Source organism: Planococcus donghaensis MPA1U2 (assembly GCF_000189395.1).
Lineage (GTDB): Bacteria > Bacillota > Bacilli > Bacillales_A > Planococcaceae > Planococcus > Planococcus donghaensis_B.
In genome coordinates, this window is sequence record NZ_AEPB01000011.1 from 1 (window position 1) to 19,011 (window position 19,011).

General features: G+C 39.1%; 12 protein-coding genes and 2 pseudogenes. 8 read left to right on the top strand and 6 right to left on the bottom strand.

The window, feature by feature from the left end; translation table 11 throughout:
- Positions 1–58: 58 nt before the first annotated feature.
- A complete protein-coding gene (locus tag GPDM_RS03075; protein ID WP_008428860.1) occupies positions 59–2,095 on the bottom strand; it encodes a sensor domain-containing diguanylate cyclase in 2,037 nt (678 codons plus the stop codon).
- A gap of 298 nt (positions 2,096–2,393) precedes the next feature.
- Between GPDM_RS03075 and GPDM_RS03080 the strand changes: the two genes are divergently transcribed.
- The 3 genes from GPDM_RS03080 to GPDM_RS03090 all read left to right on the top strand — a co-directional run bounded on the left by GPDM_RS03080 (position 2,394) and on the right by GPDM_RS03090 (position 4,788).
- The gene (locus GPDM_RS03080) at positions 2,394–2,957 is read left to right on the top strand and encodes an NADPH-dependent FMN reductase (protein ID WP_008428863.1); all 564 of its coding nucleotides are present in this window, start codon (positions 2,394–2,396) and stop codon (positions 2,955–2,957) included.
- A gap of 250 nt (positions 2,958–3,207) precedes the next feature.
- Positions 3,208–4,191: a ring-cleaving dioxygenase gene (locus GPDM_RS03085; RefSeq protein ID WP_008428865.1), complete on the top strand. Its 984-nt coding sequence runs from the start codon at positions 3,208–3,210 to the stop codon at positions 4,189–4,191.
- Positions 4,192–4,194: 3 nt separating this feature from the next.
- Positions 4,195–4,788, top strand: coding sequence for an NADPH-dependent FMN reductase (locus GPDM_RS03090; protein ID WP_192806486.1), 594 nt, complete (start codon positions 4,195–4,197; stop codon positions 4,786–4,788).
- A gap of 83 nt (positions 4,789–4,871) precedes the next feature.
- On the opposite strand, the gene GPDM_RS03095 is transcribed toward GPDM_RS03090, so the two are convergent.
- The 3 genes and pseudogenes from GPDM_RS03095 to GPDM_RS03105 all read right to left on the bottom strand — a co-directional run.
- Entirely contained in the window at positions 4,872–7,262 is a 2,391-nt protein-coding gene (locus GPDM_RS03095; RefSeq protein WP_008428870.1) for a putative bifunctional diguanylate cyclase/phosphodiesterase, read from the bottom strand.
- A 255-nt stretch (positions 7,263–7,517) separates the two neighbouring features.
- Positions 7,518–9,794 (bottom strand): putative bifunctional diguanylate cyclase/phosphodiesterase, encoded by a 2,277-nt coding sequence (locus tag GPDM_RS03100; RefSeq protein WP_008428871.1) that lies wholly within the window; start codon positions 9,792–9,794, stop codon positions 7,518–7,520.
- Positions 9,795–10,219: 425 nt separating this feature from the next.
- Positions 10,220–10,984, bottom strand: a pseudogene (locus tag GPDM_RS03105) (putative hydro-lyase); the annotation flags it as partial.
- Positions 10,985–11,236: 252 nt separating this feature from the next.
- On the opposite strand from GPDM_RS03105, the gene GPDM_RS03110 reads away from it, so the two are divergent.
- The 3 genes and pseudogenes from GPDM_RS03110 (at position 11,237) to GPDM_RS03120 (ending at position 15,097) form a co-directional block, all read left to right on the top strand.
- On the top strand, positions 11,237–11,641 hold the full coding sequence (locus GPDM_RS03110) for a (deoxy)nucleoside triphosphate pyrophosphohydrolase (protein ID WP_008428875.1): 405 nt from the start codon (positions 11,237–11,239) through the stop codon (positions 11,639–11,641).
- A gap of 31 nt (positions 11,642–11,672) precedes the next feature.
- A pseudogene (locus GPDM_RS03115) lies at positions 11,673–14,562 on the top strand (DEAD/DEAH box helicase).
- A gap of 88 nt (positions 14,563–14,650) precedes the next feature.
- Positions 14,651–15,097, top strand: a complete 447-nt coding sequence (locus tag GPDM_RS03120; protein ID WP_008428878.1) for a DUF4357 domain-containing protein — start codon at positions 14,651–14,653, stop codon at positions 15,095–15,097.
- Between the two features lie 297 nt (positions 15,098–15,394).
- On the opposite strand, the gene GPDM_RS03125 is transcribed toward GPDM_RS03120, so the two are convergent.
- On the bottom strand, positions 15,395–16,381 hold the full coding sequence (locus GPDM_RS03125) for a YhdH/YhfP family quinone oxidoreductase (protein WP_008428880.1): 987 nt from the start codon (positions 16,379–16,381) through the stop codon (positions 15,395–15,397).
- 110 nt (positions 16,382–16,491) lie between these two features.
- On the opposite strand from GPDM_RS03125, the gene GPDM_RS03130 reads away from it, so the two are divergent.
- Positions 16,492–16,914, top strand: coding sequence for a MarR family winged helix-turn-helix transcriptional regulator (locus GPDM_RS03130; RefSeq protein ID WP_008428882.1), 423 nt, complete (start codon positions 16,492–16,494; stop codon positions 16,912–16,914).
- A gap of 37 nt (positions 16,915–16,951) precedes the next feature.
- On the opposite strand, the gene GPDM_RS03135 is transcribed toward GPDM_RS03130, so the two are convergent.
- A complete protein-coding gene (locus tag GPDM_RS03135; protein ID WP_008428884.1) occupies positions 16,952–18,193 on the bottom strand; it encodes an AI-2E family transporter in 1,242 nt (413 codons plus the stop codon).
- A gap of 364 nt (positions 18,194–18,557) precedes the next feature.
- Between GPDM_RS03135 and GPDM_RS03140 the strand changes: the two genes are divergently transcribed.
- Positions 18,558–18,926: a DUF4181 domain-containing protein gene (locus GPDM_RS03140; RefSeq protein WP_008428885.1), complete on the top strand. Its 369-nt coding sequence runs from the start codon at positions 18,558–18,560 to the stop codon at positions 18,924–18,926.
- Positions 18,927–19,011: the final 85 nt, after the last annotated feature.

Below are 19,011 nucleotides of genomic sequence, written 5' to 3' on the forward strand. Positions count from 1 at the left end.
CTGGTTTGCATCGCAAATACAATGAAGATTTTTTATAATGAGTGAATAACGTGATTCGCTATCGCTGATTTTCTTCGTAAACGCAATACGCATCCCGATTCGCTTTTTTGGCTTCATATAAAGCTAAATCTGCGTGCTTGATCAGTTGTTTTTCATTAGCGGCATCATCAGGATAGATGGAAATGCCAATGCCTGCGCCCATTGTGATTTTTTGACCATTAAAGAAAACTGGAGTTTCGTAAGATTTGAGTATTTGTTCGGCAGTAGCAACTGCAACGTCTATAGAGTCGATTTCAGGTAAAATAACACCCATTTCGTCTCCACCCAAACGAGCAGCGGTATCACTCGGACGAATCGAGGCTTGGAGGCGGGTGGCCATTTCTTTAATGACAGCATCTCCTGCATCATGCCCAAACTCATCGTTAATTTTTTTGAACTTGCGACCATCTAGCATTAAGACAGCGATTTTTTTGTTTGTCCGATTGGCTTGAAGAACCGCTTTTTCCAGCTTGTCGTCAAAGCTTCGCCGGTTTGGGATACCGGATAAATGGTCATAAAATGCCATTTTGGCAATGTCGCTTTGCAGTCTTTTTCGTTCCGTCACATCTCGAGCCAGTGTAAACAATTGAATCATTTCCCCATTTGAATAAACCGGAGTTGGGGAAACTTCCATCCATATATAATGACCGTCCCGGTGCAAGTAACGAACATCCAGTGGAGTTGGTTGTCCTCCGTTAATAAGTGCGGTTACATTATCTATTAACGTAAAAGTGTCTTCTGGATGAATATTGTGCGTAAAGAGTTTTCCAATATATACATGATCCGGAAACCCTAAAACTTTCTCACTTGCCGGGGAGACGTATTCAATTTCTCCAGAAAGGTTCATCAACGTAATAATGTCTAACGTGCTTTCTGTAATAAGCCGATATTTTTCTTGGCTTTTCTGAAGTTCTTTTTCAACTTTTTTCAGTTCGGTTACATTTTTAGAAATGATGGTTGCACCGATGACTTCTTTTTTCTCATTGTGTACTGGGGAGTATGAAGAAATGATATTCAACAACTTCCCAGATTTGGTCATGCGAATGGTATCATGTGACTTAATCGTTTCACCTTGTAAAATGCGCTCCAAAATGGCAATTTGATCGGGTTTCATCGCGGCAGGAATAAGCGTGCCTTCTTTGTTTATAATTTCTGATTCCGTGTATTCAAAAACTTCTTCAAATGCTGGATTTACTTTTACGATATCTCCTTTGGCGTCGATATAAAAAATAGGAACAGCCGAGTTTTCCCAAAAGATTTCTAGCTTTGCTTTTGCTTCATTTAAACTTTTTTTCGCATAGGTCATTTCTGTAATATCAGTCACTACGACGTGCATTCCCACTAATTTTCCATCGAGGCGTATGGGGATATTGGTTGCTTGAAGATAGAGAAGTTGGTCATTTTTATGACGACATGCAAACTCATAACGTTCGAGTCGATTTTTGTGTAAAGTTTCGTAAAAATGATGCTTAATTTTATCGATTTCGTTTTCCACAATCATGGATAGAAACGATGTTTCTAGCAATTCTTCCGCAGAATAACCGGTAATCGTTTCGGTTCCAATATTGCCACTCTTTAAATGGCCATTTTCGTCGAATACAAAAATACCATAAGGATGATTGGTTGCTAATGATTGGTAGCGTTGCTCACTTTCTTGTAAGAGGCGGGCAGTTTTTTCTAGCGCTGTTTGCTCCTTACTTGTCACTAAAATAGATGTGCAATGTCCATCGTCAGACAAGATTGGGTTGAGTACAATGTCTCCAAGAATAGCACCATTTTCCGTTCTAATGAGTTCGGGAACTTCTACTTTTGTTTTTGACGATTGAACTTCTTGGTAATAGTAAAGCGGGATATGTGCAGAGAATGAGACTTCTTCTACTCTTTTGCCGATGTCTGTCTGTTGGAGAGAGAGCACATTAAAAGCAGTGGGATTCGCATAAGCATAACGAAATGTCTCGTTCTCTTCAGTTATTAAAAAAATGGGATCTTGGATCAAATCGAGCAATTCAACAGAAGCTAGAACAGGATGTTGTAATTTGTCTATAAAATTCTTCAAAACTATAAACCTCCCTTCGGTATATACATAGGAATCGTGAGTATTAACTTTATTTATCTCTATATTATAATTTTAGTTATTATTTAACATCTTTTTATAAGTTTAGTGGATAATGCAAAAACAAGATAGAGTTTTCTAACAAATCATTACTTGTTGCGAGATAAATAGTTGGAATATTTATTGTTAGAATAATCTGTCTATTGATTGAACTCCAAATTTGTTTGCCTTATGATGAAGAGGTATCAAGGAGTGGATGATTACGTTAACGTATGATCACAAATTGAGGAGGGAATTATTCATGACAAAAATCGGTATTATTACTGGAAGCACAAGGCCGAGGCGCAATAGTCTGCAAGTTGCGCAGTGGGTCAAAGACATTGCCGACAAACGGGGAGACGCTGAATATGAACTTGTAGATTTAGCTGAATTCAATTTGCCGATGTATGCAGAGCCGGTTTCGGCAGGAGCTACTCAAGATTACCAAACCCCTGAAGCCATTCCATGGGCGAAAAAAATTAAAGAGTTAGATGGCTATGTGTTTATTTGTCCGGAATATAATCATGGTGTCACATCGGCTTTGAAAAATGCCATCGATTATTTATATCCAGAGTGGAACAACAAAGCAGCTGGAATTGTGAGTTATGGAACTTCAGGTGGAGTCCGAGCGGCCGAAGCTTTACGCATTATTTTAGCCGAGTTGCAAGTCGCTACGGTCCGAACGCATGTAGCGATGTCGCTATTTACGGATTTTGTGAAGATGCATGAATTCAAGCCAGCTGATTTTCACGAAAAATCGGTGACGACTTTACTAGATCAAGTGAATGCATGGACCAATGCCTTTGAACCGCTTCGAAAAAAATAAAATAAGAGGTTAACTGAAAAAGGGCTGTCCTCAAATGTCATGAGCATGACTTTGTGGCAGTCTTTTTATGGTTTTTGAAATTATAAACGAACTTGTTGACACTTAATTAACCACATGATATTATTACTTTGAATCAAAGATAAATAATTTAAAGATAAATAGTTAATAATCGTTAGCTGAACACCAATTAAATTTTTTTAAATATATATCTCGAATTCGAGATAAATCAAACCATAGAGGAGAATGACTCATGAACGAATTAAAAGGAATCCACCATGTAACCGCCATTACCAGCTCTGCTGAAAAAAACTATGAATTTTTCACGTACGTATTAGGCATGCGTTTAGTGAAAAAAACAGTCAACCAAGATGATATTCAAACGTATCATTTGTTTTTCGCAGATGATAAAGGCTCTGCTGGAACGGATATGACGTTCTTTGACTTCCCGAACATCCCGAAAGGATCGCACGGGACGAACGAAATTTACAAAACGGCATTCCGCGTGCCAACAGATGCAGCATTAGATTACTGGATCAAACGTTTTGATCAATACGACGTAGCCCATAAAGGCATTCAAGAAGTATTCGGAAAGAAAACCATTTCGTTTGTCGACTTTGACGATCAACAATATATGCTAATTTCTGATGAAACAAACAAAGGCGTTGCATCTGGTACACCGTGGCAAAACGGTCCAGTACCACTTGAATTCGCGATTACCGGACTGGGTCCTGTTCACATCCGCATCGCTGATTTTGATGCATTCAAAGACGTATTGGAAAAAGCAATGTTGATGCGCCAAATCGCTAAAGAAGGTTCGTTGTATTTGTTTGAAATCGGTGAAGGAGGTAACGGTGCCCAAGTGATTGTTGAGCACAACAAATTATTGCCACAAGGTCGTCAAGGCTTTGGTACCGTTCATCACGCGGCATTCCGTGTGGCCGATCGAAGCGTCTTGGAAGAATGGATCAACCACATGCAAAACCAAGGATTCCATACGTCCGGTTATGTCGATCGTTTCTTTTTTGAATCGTTATATGCACGTGTTGCACCAGGCATCTTGTTCGAATGGGCAACAGATGGTCCTGGATTTATGGGAGACGAGCCATACGAAACAGTGGGAGAAAAATTATCTCTACCACCATTCTTAGAAGGCGAACGCGAGAAAATCGAAAAATTGGTTCGTCCAATTGATACCGTACGCAGCACACGGACGTTTGAAAAGGAGTATTTGTAACACATGAGCTTATTCAGTAAATTATTTGGAACGAAACAAGAGGAGGAAATAACCATGACAAACTTAAACATCGGCATTATTTTAGGATCAACGCGTGAAGGACGCTTAAGCCCACAAGTAGGGAACTGGGTAAAAGAATTAGCAGACCAACGCGGAGACGCGAACTATACCGTCATCGACATCGCAGACTACAAATTACCGCTACTTGGTGAAAATGGCGTAGACGCATCAGGTGCTGCAGCATGGTCTGAAGCCATCGCTAAACAAGACGGTTTTGTCTTTATCACACAAGAATACAACCATTCAATCACCGGTTCATTGAAAAACGCACTCGATTACTTGCGTGCAGAATGGAACAACAAAGCAGCGGGGATTGTTTCGTACGGATCAGTAGGCGGCGCACGTGCAGCCGAACATTTACGTGGCATTTTAGGTGAATTGTCTGTTGCGGATGTTCGTGTACACCCAGCGTTGTCGCTATTCACTGATTTTGAAAACGGCGCAGAACTAAAAGCAGCACCCGTTCAAGCAGATTCAGTGAACCAAATGTTAGACCAAGTCATTCCGTGGTCAACGGCATTGAAAACAATTCGATAAGCTTTCTTAAATACAAAAACAAGGCAAGACACTGTTAGACAGTGTCTTGCCTTGTTTTTAATTTGCTTATTTTTAAAAATACATTAAACCACTTTTATCGAAGTGATTCCGCTCTCTAGGAGTTTTGTGAAGCGAGTAGTAGGCAACGGTTTGCTGAAAAGGAAGCCTTGAATTTCGTCACAACCTAGATCTTGTAACAAGGCTAGCTGTTCTTCCGTTTCCACACCTTCTGCAATAACGGACATATCCAAACTATGAGCGATGAAAATCATAGCTTCGACTAGTGACTTGTCTCGTGGATTGGTCGCCATGTCTTGAACAAAAGGTTGTGCTATTTTCAAGTTGTTGAGCGGGAAGCGCTTCAAGTAGCTTAGCGATGAATAACCAGTACCGAAATCATCGATCGCGATTTGAACCCCAATTTCTCGTAATGTTTGCATCCGGGCTATAGCCTTTTCAGCATCGTCTAGTACAACGCTTTCTGTGATTTCTAATTCTAAAGAGGATGCATTAAACCCCGTCGTCTTTAGAACTTTTTGGATGGTTGTTATTAAATCGTCATGCATAAATTGCAAAGAGGATAAGTTAACTGCTAGCTTTAAATGAGAATTTCCATCATCATGCCATTTTTTAGCTTGTTGGCACGCTGTATAAAGAACCCATTCACCTATTGGCAGGATTAATCGAGTTTCCTCTGCTAAAGGGATAAATTCTCCTGGCGAGACAATGCTACCGTCATTTTTTTGCCAACGAATCAAGGCTTCCATGCCAATAATTTCACCTGTCTTGGCCAAGATTTGCGGTTGGTAGTGCAAAGTAAACTCTTTATTGATAACGGCGCGGTTTAAATCGCCTTCAAGAGCGGTTTTTCGTGCCGCGACAAAGGCCATATCTTTAGAGAAAAATTGGTAATTGTTTCTGCCTTTTTCTTTTGCGCTGTACATGGCATTATCTGCGTTTTTCAGTAATTCGTCAGTAGTATCACCATCTTTTGGATAAACTGAAATGCCAATACTCATGGAGATGTAGAGCTCTTGTCCTTTAATAATCAAAGGTTTTTCGAGTGCTTTTTGAAGCTTATGGATAATGGGTGCAATATCCTTTTCTTCTTTAATAGCATTCAAAAGAAGCGTAAATTCATCGCCACCTTGCCGAGACAGAGTATCGATCGAACGCAAATTATCTAGAATTCGTTGCGAAAAAGCTTGGAGTAGTAAATCCCCAAATTCATGACCAAACGTGTCATTGATGTTTTTAAAACGGTCTAAGTCGATAAACACGACGGCAAGTTTGTGCGACTTGTGTTTCGCTTCAACAATAGAAGCTTCTAGTTTTTCAAGAAATAATCGCCTGTTTGGAAGTCCACTTAAAATATCGTGGTAAGCCATATGCTTCATTTGGTGGACGGTTTCTTTTAACTGATTGTTGCTAGAAGTGACTTCCACCGTTCGTTGTTCAATTTTATGTTCAAGAACCGAAGTTAGCTGGTTGTAGTTGGATAATAAGCGTTGGTTGTCTACTATCGTAAAGATTTGTCTTGTCAAAATAAGAAATGCAGCTATGCCTGCGCCGATGATCAAACCTGTCATGTCTTCTTTTTGTTCAAGGGTCATCACAATGAATAAAATCATCAAACTAAAATAAGGAAGCAGGATACGTACCGATACGTGTTCTTCAGTTGGCGTTACCGTTAGTTTAGAACTGCGTCTCTTTGATGGTTCTAAAGCGTGTAATCCTGCAAGTGCTACTAGCAATAAGCTAAGACCCCATAGCGGATCGTATAAATTGCCCGAGCTGTAAGTATCCGACAATGTTGAATAGAGATGAGCCGTATCCGCAAAAACTTGAAAGATCAATCCCGTGATGATCAAAGCAGCCACTTGGTATGGTAGCGTATGAGAAAAACCGATATAAAGACTAATTACGCCAAACATTAACAGTAAATCTCCGATTGGATAGGCGAGTGATAAAACAATGAGCAGTGGTGATGCCGTTTGCCCTGGGAGAACATGTTGAATAAGAAAATGCCAGCTAAGAGCCGTAGACACCGAGATCAGAATCATCATATCGAAAAGAAATTTAATCTGATAAGAAATCTCTTTTCTTTGTTTTAGCTGATAGACAAAAGCAGCTAAGTAGAAAACGATTTGAAGAAAGTAAAAGAGATCAGGTGGTCCAGGATAGCCCATTGTGACATTGAAAATAGTATAACTAATCGTTGAAATGCTTTCAGCGATAACATAACTCAAGCTCCCGAGCGAAAGTAGCAACCAAAACATGCGGTTTCTGCCGCTCGTTTTTCGGTACACGTAAAAGAGAATGGTAAAAGCGATAAGAGGCGCTAGCCATGAAAGAAATTGAGTGGCTGCTTTGTAAACATCATCGCTGGTATCGCTAAACAAAACCCACGAGTAGTAGGCAGTGATGTAAAGTAAGATAAAAATGGAAAAACGACTTTTAGTGCTGGAAAACAAAATGTATGTCACCTCATCTAAGGAAATAGAAATATCTACAGGATTATTAAAATTCTTTTTGTGGAGTTTTTCTTTATTATAAAGATTTTTTATTGATAAAGAAATAGGTATATTCCATATAATACCAATTTTATGACAAATATCACTCTTTATCAGTGAAAGAGCATAATATTACTTCAGTTGACCCGTAAGAAACAATAAAAACCGGAATCTGTTATGCACAGATTCCGGTTCTTTGATGATGTTTATAGAGTATTAAGTAAGCAATTTCGTAGAAACCATGCCATGAACGATCAATTCTGTAAATTGCGCGGCAGACAACGGTTTGCTATAGAGATAACCTTGAATTTCATCGCAACCAAGTTCTTTCAGTAATGCTAGCTGCTCATCTGTTTCTACACCTTCAGCGATAACCGACATATTTAAGCTATGGGCAATGAATACCATTGCCTCTACAAGTGCTTTGTCATAAGGGTTGTTCGCCATATCTTGAACAAAAGGCTGAGCAATTTTCAAATTATTGAGCGGGAATTGTTTTAAATAGTTGAGTGAAGAATATCCTGTTCCAAAATCATCAATGGCAATTCGTACACCGATTTCTCTCAATTCACGCATCCTTGCCATGGCGATTTCTGCATCATCCACAGCCACACCTTCTGTTATTTCTAACTCTAACGAAGAGGCAGGGAATCCAGTTTTACGGAGTGTGAATTTCACCACATCCATTAAATCGTCATGTAAAAACTGAAGAGGCGATAGATTAACAGCGATTTTCAAGTGAGAATGTCCCGCATCATGCCATTTTTTGGCCTGCTCACATGCGGAATAAAGAACCCATTCGCCAATCGGAAGGATTAACCGAGTTTCTTCTGCTAACGGGATAAATTCTCCAGGAGATACTACGTCCCCGCCTGCAGTTTGCCAACGTATTAAAGCTTCCATACCAATAATGTCACCAGTTTCAACTTGAATTTGTGGTTGGTAGTAAAGCATAAATTCTTTGTTGGTGATGGCACGGCGCATTTCGTTTTCAAGTGCAATTTTTCGAGAAGCAATCAAAGCCATATCATCTGAGAAAAACTGAAAGTTGTTTTTGCCTTTTGCCTTTGCACTATACATCGCACTGTCAGCGTGTTTTAGCAATTCGCCTGTAGTTTCTCCGTCTTTCGGATAAACGGCGATGCCGATACTCATTGAGATATGCAGCTCTTGTCCATTGATCATCATGGGTTTTGCTAAAGCCGTTTGCAATCGTTGAATGAGCGGTGAAATATCATGTTCATCATAAATATTATTGAGAATAATTGTGAATTCATCTCCGCCTTGTCGAGAAATAACATCGTCTGAGCGAAGATTTTCTTTTATTTTTTCAGAAAAACCTTGTAACAACAAATCCCCGAATTCATGTCCGAAAGAATCATTAACGTTTTTAAAACGGTCCAAGTCGATAAACACTACCGCTACTTTTTCCGAGTGTTGTTTTGCGTCTCGAATAGAGTCTTCTAGCTTTTCCAAAAACAGTCGTCTATTTGGCAAACCGCTTAATACATCGTAATAGGCCAGTTCCTCCATTTTACGAATTACTTTTTCCAGCTGCTCGTTTTTAGAAGTAACTTCTACCGTCCGTTGTTCAATTTTATGCTCGAGTACGGAAGTCAGGTGATCGTAGTTATACATCAGCTTTTGATTGTCCAACAAAGTAAAAATTTGTCTAGCAATAATAAACCCAATAGAAAGACCTGCTCCGGCGATTAAACCGTGTATGTCCTTGCTTTGTTCGATGGCAATAACGATAAACAATAAAATAATCGTGGAATAAGGAAGCAACATTTGAAATGTCACGCGTTCGTTAGGTGGTTCAGGTAGAACAGTGGGAAGCGGTTTGTCTAAAGGCTTAAGTGACTGCAAGGCAGCTAGCGCCATCAGCAGTAAAGCCAGAGACCATAATGGGTTATATAAATTGTTCTCGACGTAACTAGTCTCGGCGATGGAGAAAAGGTAAGCGGTATCTGCGAATACTTGAAGCAATAAACTCGTAATGATTAAAGCGAGCACACGGCCGGAGAAAAAATGGGCAGAACCGAGATAAAAGCTAATCGCTCCAAAAAGTAAGAGCAAATCGCCCACTGGATAACCAACCGAGATAATAAGCAATAACGGCGTTAACTCATCTAATGCAAACAAAGGTTGAACAAGAAAATGCCAGCTGAGTGCTGTAAAGACGGTAACGATAATGGCTACATCACAAAAGAACTTGATTTGGTAAGCTGTTTCTTTTTTCTGCCACAGTTGATAAATAAACGCAGCGATATAGAAAGAGATTTGAAGAAAGTAAAAGACATCAGACCACTCTGGGGAAATGACAGGAATGTGGGCAATGCTGTAGTTATAGAGCCAAATGATTTCCGCAATGGCATAGCTAAAGCACCCTAAAGAAATCAATAACCAAAAATTTCGATCTCGGCTTTTTGGATTCAAGTAAATCATGAAGATGGTTATGGCAGCAACTAAAGGAGCTGACAAGGAAAGCATATTAAGTCCCAATTCATGGTGAATACTAGAATTACCAAAAACAGTCCAAGAATAATAAACAAGCATGTAAAAGACAATGTAGAATAAGAAAACATTTTTAGTTTTAGAAAAAGTGATAAGCTTCACCTCTTTTTAGGAAATAGAATCATTACAAAAATTTTCAATTTAATGAATTTATCTGGTATATCCTTAGTATAAAGAGATTTTTAAAATAAAGAAACAAAAAGATACAGATAATGTAATTTAAAAGTAAAATAAGAATTACTATTGACTAAGTGCTATAAAGTCTAATTACCTATTATTTTTTAAGTGAGACTCGTTAAAGAATAGGAAAAGGTCGTCTTTTTTAGGGGAGAATCCTAAGAAAAGACGACCTTTTTATAATAGTGGGTGAGTATAAAGTTCGCTACTAGAAAAAAACGAACTTACATAACCCCAACGGTTTCTGTTGGAATATCGGTGATAAACATATGACCAGGAGCGTGAGTAATCATAAAGGAGGGCTTAATATGTGCGGCGATTGCTTGCGGCGTAACGCCACACGCCCAAAATACCGGAACTTCCCCTTCCTTAATCGTCACCCGGTCTCCGTAATCAGGGTTGTCCAAATCGGTAATGCCAATCGTTTCAGGGTGGCCAATATGGAGCGGCGCCCCGTGAACGGTCGGGAACCGGCTAGTCACTTGGACAGCACGCACAATGTCTTGTTCGGCAACAGGGCGCATGCTGACGACAGTAGGACCTTCAAATATTCCGGCTTTGACAGTAGGAATCGATGTTTTGTACATCGGCACATTTACCCCTTCGTCGTTATGGCGCATCGGAATACCGTTTCTGACTAATGCTTCTTCGAATGTAAAACTGCACCCAATAAGAAATGCTACCATTTCATCATTCCAAAGCTCCGTAATGTCGCTAAGCGTTTCCGTCAGTTTGCCGTCACGGTAAACATTATATAGTGGAATATCACTTCTGAGATCGGCCGTAGGTGCAGCTTGACTAGGCGTAAATGATCCAGCTTCCATAACGTCTATTAACGGACAAGATTTCGGGTTTCGTTGGCAAAACAGCAGGAAATCAAATGCCATGTCTTTCGGAAGAATAACAAGATTTGCTTGCAAAAAGCCGTTCGCCATCCCAGAAGTGGGACTTTTCAACTTGCCTTCGCGAATCTTTTGACGGAGTTCTTCAGGTGTGGCATTTTATAGGTTGAGCATGCGATCTTCTCCCATCTTATAAATAGTGAACGTTATCATTCGGTCTTCTTGTAATAGTAATTTTTTAAATATAGTGACATTTTATCATTCTTCATCAAATCCAGCATTGTAGAAAAAATCGAAAGATAATTGGTAAGAATTTCATGTTAATATATAGATCATTGAAAAGTTCAATAAAGTAACTTAGGATAAAAATTAAATTCTAAAGAAGTAAGGTGAGTATAGTTGAAGAAAAACATACCCGTAGTAGGAGCAGTCATCACAGACGGCAACAAAATTTTATGTGCGCAACGTGGAATGGAAAAAAGCTTGCCTGGTCTGTGGGAATTTCCTGGCGGCAAAATAGAAGAAATGGAAACACCGCAATCGGCATTGCAAAGAGAGATTCAAGAAGAAATGCATTGTCACGTAGAGATCGGTGAGCAAGTCGAGCATACTGTTTATGAATATGACTTTGGCATTGTCCATTTGACAACTTTCTATTGTCGTTTAGTTAAAGGAACCCCTGTGTTAACAGAACACATTGCGATTGAATGGGTAGAAGCACATGACTTAGAAAAATTAGAATGGGCGCCTGCTGATATTCCAGCAATCGAGAAGTTGAAAAAGACATATCAAGCTCAGCAATAACAGAGATAGATGAGAGAAGCGAGGGGTAGAGATGAATTTTCTTCAGAATTTAGAGGAATCACTATACAAAGGTTTTATCGATCAAGCAAGACCGAGTGGTGAACGTTTCAAACCGGCTTTGTTGATCAATAATACAAAAACGAACGAAACAGTGTTGAACTCGATTACTGAGGAGTTAGATGGCTGCCAATCGTTTCTCTTTTCTGTTGCTTTTGTGACTGAGAGCGGGCTGTCCACGTTAAAAACCCACTTATCGGATCTTGAACGAAAAGGAATTAAAGGCAGAATTTTAACTTCTACTTTTTTAAACTTTAACCAGCCGAAAGTTTTTAAAGAACTTTGAAAATCAATAATATAGAAGTCCGTTTATCGAACATGAAAGGGTTTCATTCGAAAGGTTATATATTTTCTCATGAAACGCATCAAACCTTAATCGTCGGTAGCTCTAACTTAACGGCACAAGCATTAAAAGTGAATTATGAGTGGAACGTCAAACTAAGTTCGCACGAAAACGGCGAATTGGTTTCTCATTTCTATCGTCAGTTCGAAGAAGTTTGGGACAACGCACAATCGTTATCAGATCAATGGATTGAGACGTATGAACAGTCGTATGTGCCAATGGAGTATCGAAAAGAACTCACAAATGTTGCAGAATTTCCCGAAGTGTATACGGAGAACTCTTTAGAAGTAGCAGTTAAAATTGAACCAAATAAAATGCAAAAAGCAGCTTTGCAAGAAATACAAGCAGTGCGTGAAGCAGGAAACGATAAAGGCTTAGTGATTTCAGCAACGGGTACTGGGAAAACCTATTTATCCGCATTTGACGTGCGAAGTGTTGCGCCAAAACGCATGTTGTTTATCGTGCACCGAGAACAAATTCTTCAAAAAGCGAAAACTAACTTTATTCGAATATTGGGCGGCGTGGAAAGCGACTTTGGGATTCTTTCGGGGAATTTAAGAGAAACCGATGCGCGCTATTTGTTTGCGACGATTCAAACGATCTCAAAGGAAGAAACGCTCAAGCAACTCGATCCACAAGCTTTTGATTATATTTTAATTGATGAAGTACATAAAGCAGGGGCGAAATCCTATCAAAAAGTGATCGAGCATTTTCAACCTCAATTTTTAATGGGCATGACGGCAACGCCTGAACGGACCGATGATTTTAATATATATGAACTATTCGACTATAACGTAGCGTATGAGATTCGTTTGCAAGAAGCGTTAGAAGAAGACATGCTTTGTCCGTTTCATTATTTCGGAGTAACCGATGTGGAGTACGAAGAGGGTGTCATTGACGAAGCCACTGTTTTTTCAAAACTCATCACATCAGAACGTGTCGACCACATTATGCAGAAAATTCATTATTACGGTCACTCGGGTGAAAAAGTGAGAGGGTTAATGTTTTGCAGTCGAAAAGATGAAGCAATCAAGCTTTCCGAAGAATTGAATCGGCGTGGATTAAAGACAGTCGCATTAACGGGTCAAGATTCGCAAGAAGAGCGCGTTTTACAAGTCGATCGATTGGAAAATAGTGTACTGGATTATATTTTAACGGTCGATATTTTCAATGAAGGTATTGATATTCCAAGTGTTAACCAAGTCGTTATGTTAAGGCAAACACAGTCGAGCATTATTTTTATTCAACAACTTGGACGTGGGTTGCGTAAACATAGCTCTAAAGAATTTGTGACGATTATTGATTTTATCGGGAATTATAAAAATAACTACCTGATTCCCGTGGCCTTGTCTGGAGAACGCTCGCAAAACAAAGACAATATTCGACGTCGCATGAAAGATACGAGTTATATTAAAGGAATTTCTACGGTGAATTTTGAAGAAATCGCTAAAAACCGTGTATTCTCAGCGATTAAAAAGAGCAATTTAAGTGATATGAAAATTCTGCGAGAAGCGTATATCGAATTAAAAAATAGAATTGGTCATATTCCTCAACTTCAAGATTTTATTCATCATAACTCAATCGATCCATTAGTCATTGTTCAGAAATACACGACGTATCATCAGTTTTTACTGAAACTGAAAGAAGTAGATCCACTTGTAACGGTCTACGAGGAGCAAGTTTTGACGATGCTTTCTCTAGAGATTTTAAATGGCAAACGACTGCATGAAATATTGTTGCTAGAGTTATTGTTGGAAAAAGAGCAAACTACGATAAAAGCGTACATCGAGTATGTAACAGCTCATAACTGTACGGTTGATGCGGCAACCTTAAGTTCCGTGCAACGCGTTCTGGATTTACGTTTTTTCAATCAAGGTCCGCGGAAAAAGTATGGAGATAAACCACTTGTGGTGTTTGGAGAAATTGACATTCATTTTAATGAAGCTATTCAAGAAAGTTTAAAGAGGAATTCCAGCTTTCGAGCGATGGTTACGGACTTGGTTGTTAGTGCTAAAGAGCTCAGTAAAAACTATGAATGCGATCGTCCATTAACCCTTTATAAAAAGTACACACGTAAAGATGCTTGCCGGTTATTAAATTGGGCAAGTGATGAAAGTTCTACCATTTACGGATATAAAACCAAGCATGGATCGTGTCCAATTTTCGTTACGTATCATAAAGCGGACGAAGTTGAATCGAGTGTAGCGTACACAGAAGGCTTGTCAGTCCAGAAATTTTCAAATGGTCTACAAGAAGCAATCGTACACTTGAATCTGCAGAAGTGAAAACCATTATTGATGCAGCTAAAAACAATATTGACCTTCACTTGTTCATCAAAAAAGATGACGATGAAGGTGGCGATTTTTATTATTTAGGTCAAGCGTTGCCAGATAAAGAAAACATTGAGCAAGCGTTAATGAAAGACAAAAATTCAAAAGAAATTCCAGTCGTTCATATGCATTTAGCTTTGCAAAACGCGGTAAATAGCAAGTTATATCATTATATTGCGAGCGAAGAATAGTTTGTAGATAAAACAAGTATCCATTTCTTAGCTCTTTCACTATTTCTATTGTAAGGAATCGAAACTTACTTTAAAGGAGGAAGAAGCAATGAAAGAATACTATGTAAAGAAAATCCAACACCCACAAGAAGGGGAACTGTATCAATTTCTAGAGTTGGATAACGAAACAGGGCAGGAACAAATTGTCGATCCGTTTGAATCGGGCATGTTGCATTTGCACGAACCCCGAGAAGAAGTGCCTGAACTATTTTTTATCACTTCAAAACGCGGAGCAGATGCAACAGGGTTTTACCGAGGGGATAAATTTGTTGTGCAAAGAGGTGCCAAGTTTGCAGCAACAATTTCGCCGAAATGTCCAAAAAAGTATGTAAAGCTACGTGAGAACTTAGTACTCGATAAATTGCTTGTACCATTTCAGCACCAATTGTTGTTGATGGAAGATACCGAATTTGATTCGCCGATGATGGCGATGGGCGCGGTAATTGGTGGTTGGGTAAGGGGTTCTCATGATTGGAAAGCAGCTAGTAATAAATAAAGTGAAAAAAAGCGGAAAAGCTCACATGAGCTTTTCCGCTTTTTAGCTTTTAAAAAAGAAATCTGATTCGCAAACTCAAACTACATGCAAGAAAGAAAGCCTTCACCAAGTGGTTTGGAGAAGTGTCCGTTCGACTCCTGCGGATTAGCGAGACGGTCGAGACCCCGCAGGGAACAAAGTGACCGAGGAGGCTTGAACGCGAGCCCGCGGAAAGCAAACGGTAAGCTTCGGAAAACCATGACTTACTAAAATTTTCTCGATAGACTATCTATTTTTTACGTTTAAGTCTGGGAAATCCTACAACTTTAAAATCGTTCTTCCTAAATGCTGCCCATTTTTAATCGCATCAATGGTGTCAGTTAGGTCACTCAGTGCAATTTCGTTTACTAAGGTAGTTTGGGTGACGTTCCAATCGTTAGCCATTTTGTCCCAAATCGCGCCTCGGTTTTCGATGGGCACGTTGACAGAATCGATTCCGAGTAAGTTTACACCACGTAAAATAAACGGCAAGACGGTCGTCGTGATTTGAAGTCCGCCGGCGTTTCCGCACATGCTCATGCTGCCACCATATGAAATTTGCGGGATCAAGACAGAAGCAACATCTCCACCAACCGTGTCTAATACATAATCAAACCGTGTTTTGTTTAATGGCTTTTTCAATTCACCTAAATCATCTGCAAAAACAACATTTGTGGCGCCGAGTGATTTTGCAACTTCTTCTTGATGTTCTTTTCGCACTAAAGCGGAAATGTTTTGGAAGCCCATTTTAGATAAAATCTGCAATGCGATACTGCCGACGCCACCTGTTGAGCCGGTTACTAAAATTTCAGGGTCTTTCGTAAGGTCCATGCCGTTTTGCTCTAATGCATGAATAGAAAGAGCAGCTGTAAATCCAGCTGTTCCGAAAACCATTGCGTCTTTTAAGCTTAAGTTTTTAGGTAACGGGACAATCCATTCTGCAGGAACACGTGCATATTCAGAAAATCCACCTGTATGACTCATGCCCATTGCAAATCCTGTAACGATTACTTCTTGTCCTTCGGTAAAACGAGCGTCTGTTGAAGAAACCACCGTACCGCTCAAATCGATTCCAGGAGTCATTGGGTAATCTCGGATGACACCTGTATTTTTCTGCACAGCAAGCATGTCTTTGTAGTTAATCGAGGAATAAGCGACTTTAATCAACACATCGCCTTCAGAAAGTTGATCGATATTGACCTCTTCTACCCCATAAATAATTTGGTCTTCTTGTTCCTTAATGCGAACAGCATTAAATAGATTCAAAGTAATTGCCCCTTTCAGTATGTTTTACGACAAAATAGTTCTGTGACAAAACTATTTTCATACAAAACCTAACATGTTAAGATAGAAAATGTCAATATGGAGGAGATTTTATGGATATCACACAATGTATCAACTACTTATTAAGTGTTAGTCAAAATAAGGTGTTCAAATACTTTAGTGTTCTTCTAGAAGAGCATAATTTAACGCCAGCCCAATACGGTGTGCTGAATTGTTTGTGGAGCGAAGGCGAACTGTCTCCAAAGCAAATTGGTGGAATGATGCATTTAGAAGCTTCAACGGTTTCTGGAATTTTGGATAAGATGCAAAAAGCTGGATTTGTCGAACGTTCGATTGATCCTGAAAATCGGCGTAATATTTTAGTTGTTCCAACGCCAAAAGCAATAGCCATTCAAAAAGATGTAGAAGCAACAACAGAGAGATTAAACCAAACGGTTCTTCAAGACTTGTCGGACAGTGACCAACAAACATTAAAGAAATTATTGGGTACGATTATTCAATCAGATTTTAACTGAGAAGAACAAAGCCGCTGAATCATTGGATTCAGCGGTTTTATTTGGTTTGGCGTAGTTTTCTTTTCAAGATTAATTGTTTTTTCTTTTTCTTTTCAGAGACAGGTGGTTTGGGTGCTGGATTAAATGGATCGTCATACAATCCGGTATAGCGCTGGTACCAGCTAAATAGATGGCTAAAGATGACCTTGATAACCGCGTATGCGGGAATGCCGAGAATGACACCGACAACACCAAACAAATTGCCTGCAGTTAACAGAACAGCAATAATAGTGATCGGGTGAATTTGTAAATTACTGCCGAGAATAAGCGGCTGAAAAACACGACCTTCCAATGTTTGCTCGATAAAGAAAACCACAAGCACTTTAACTAACATAATGGGAGAGTGCACCACAATCGCGATAATAACAATGGGAATAAAAGCGATAAAAGAACCTAAAAAAGGGATTAAGTTTAAAACACCGGCCATAATGCTGAGCGTTAATGCGTATTTCAAACCGACGAGGCTAAAGCCAATCCAAAACATCAAGCCAACGAAAAAGGCCACAAGTAATTGTCCCCGAATGTATTGGCTGATTTGCAAATTCATCTCGCGCAGTAACAAATAGCTATGTTCACGCATTTTTGAGGGAAGTAATTTCATGATGTGGTAAGGGAAATGGTGTCCATCTTTTAGCAAATAGAACAAGATAAAAGGCGTTGTGATCAAAGCCAATAAAGTGGTAGAGAGTACTCCGAAAACACTGCCAAGTCCAGTGACAGTCGAACCAACGACGTTTTCCGTTTGGTCAGTGATTGACGTGGACAGTGGCTCTGTACCTCCCATCAATTGTGTTTGCAATTGTGACAGCAAATCATTTTTAAAAAAATGATCGATTTGAGAGATAAACGTATTTAAATAATCTTGCCAATTATCGATCAAGCTCATCAGTTGCTCTCGGATAATCGGTATTAACGTTGCAATGCCCCATGCTAATAATCCAGCAACCACTACAAAGACCATTGAGATACTGGCGATGCGGGAAATATTTTTGTTTTCCATCCAGTTAATGAGTGGATTCAACAAATAGTATAAAATACCAGCCATAATCAATGGCGGTCCCATAACATCAAAAAAGGCGACAAATGGTTGGAAAACAAAGCTAACCTTAGGCAAGAGAAATAAATTAAGCAGAATTAATAAAATAATAATCAGGACAGATACCGCTTTGTTGTTCAGCACCCATTTAACAAACCAAGAAGCAGCTTGGCTTAACGCCCGTTTATTTTTCTCATGCTCCACCGTGCACACCTCTTTCTGCTCAAGCTGTTTTACACCCTCCAATACGTCTATAATTTATTAACTATAAAATACCCGTATCCGAATGTTTTCACACCAGCAGACTCGTTTTACTTCCTCTAAGAAACAGAAGAAATAACTATTTTCCCGAATTATATTTATCCACATGTGGATAAAAGTAAAAGAATGACGAAACGACATAGTTATCCACGTTTTAACGCAGAATCATCCACATATTCAATTGAATAGTGGGTAAATAGAGGCTCTATGTAAATTTTGCATGTCAATTGGGGATAACCTTCCTTCTAAAGCGGAACTTTTACCCCATTGCTTCGTAGAATAGAAAAAGGTTTTGGAGGTGTAGCGAATGGAAAGCGTCTTTTTTCTGTGGTTTGTCATTATTATTGGTCTCGCTTTTTTGAGGATGTTTTTGAAAAAACGTTTTGGCATTAATCAAGAAGAACAAGCAGGGATTCCAGTTAAGAAGTTTGAACGGTGGAACAATTGGCTAATGATCTTGGCGGTAATTGTTCTAGCGGTAAACATGCAAGATTCATTAGAAGTATTCTTTTTTTGGATATTTGTGATTTTCTTTGTAGGAAATGCCACGCAAATTTTTTTGGAGTGGAAGTATTTGAAAGGTTCAAGGAAATATCAAGTGTCTCTCATTAACTCAGTGCTTAGTGGACTCACAATTATTATTTTTATCACAGTTGCCATAACCCAAATGAATTGATTTATTATCTAAATAAAAAAGGCATTCCTTTAGGGGAATGCCTTTTTTAAGAATATGGAATAAGTTTATATCTTCCTTAACTTCA

Bases quoted from the DNA above. Each gene is read 5' to 3' on its own strand.
- GPDM_RS03085 (WP_008428865.1), top strand. From the start codon at position 3,208: ATGAACGAATTAAAAGGAATCCACCATGTAACCGCCATTACCAGCTCT.
- GPDM_RS03080 (WP_008428863.1), top strand. From the start codon at position 2,394: ATGACAAAAATCGGTATTATTACTGGAAGCACAAGGCCGAGGCGCAAT.
- GPDM_RS03140 (WP_008428885.1), top strand. From the start codon at position 18,558: ATGGAAAGCGTCTTTTTTCTGTGGTTTGTCATTATTATTGGTCTCGCT.
- GPDM_RS03120 (WP_008428878.1), top strand. From the start codon at position 14,651: ATGAAAGAATACTATGTAAAGAAAATCCAACACCCACAAGAAGGGGAA.
- GPDM_RS03100 (WP_008428871.1), bottom strand. From the start codon at position 9,794: ATGCTTTCCTTGTCAGCTCCTTTAGTTGCTGCCATAACCATCTTCATG.
- GPDM_RS03130 (WP_008428882.1), top strand. From the start codon at position 16,492: ATGGATATCACACAATGTATCAACTACTTATTAAGTGTTAGTCAAAAT.
- GPDM_RS03090 (WP_192806486.1), top strand. From the start codon at position 4,195: ATGAGCTTATTCAGTAAATTATTTGGAACGAAACAAGAGGAGGAAATA.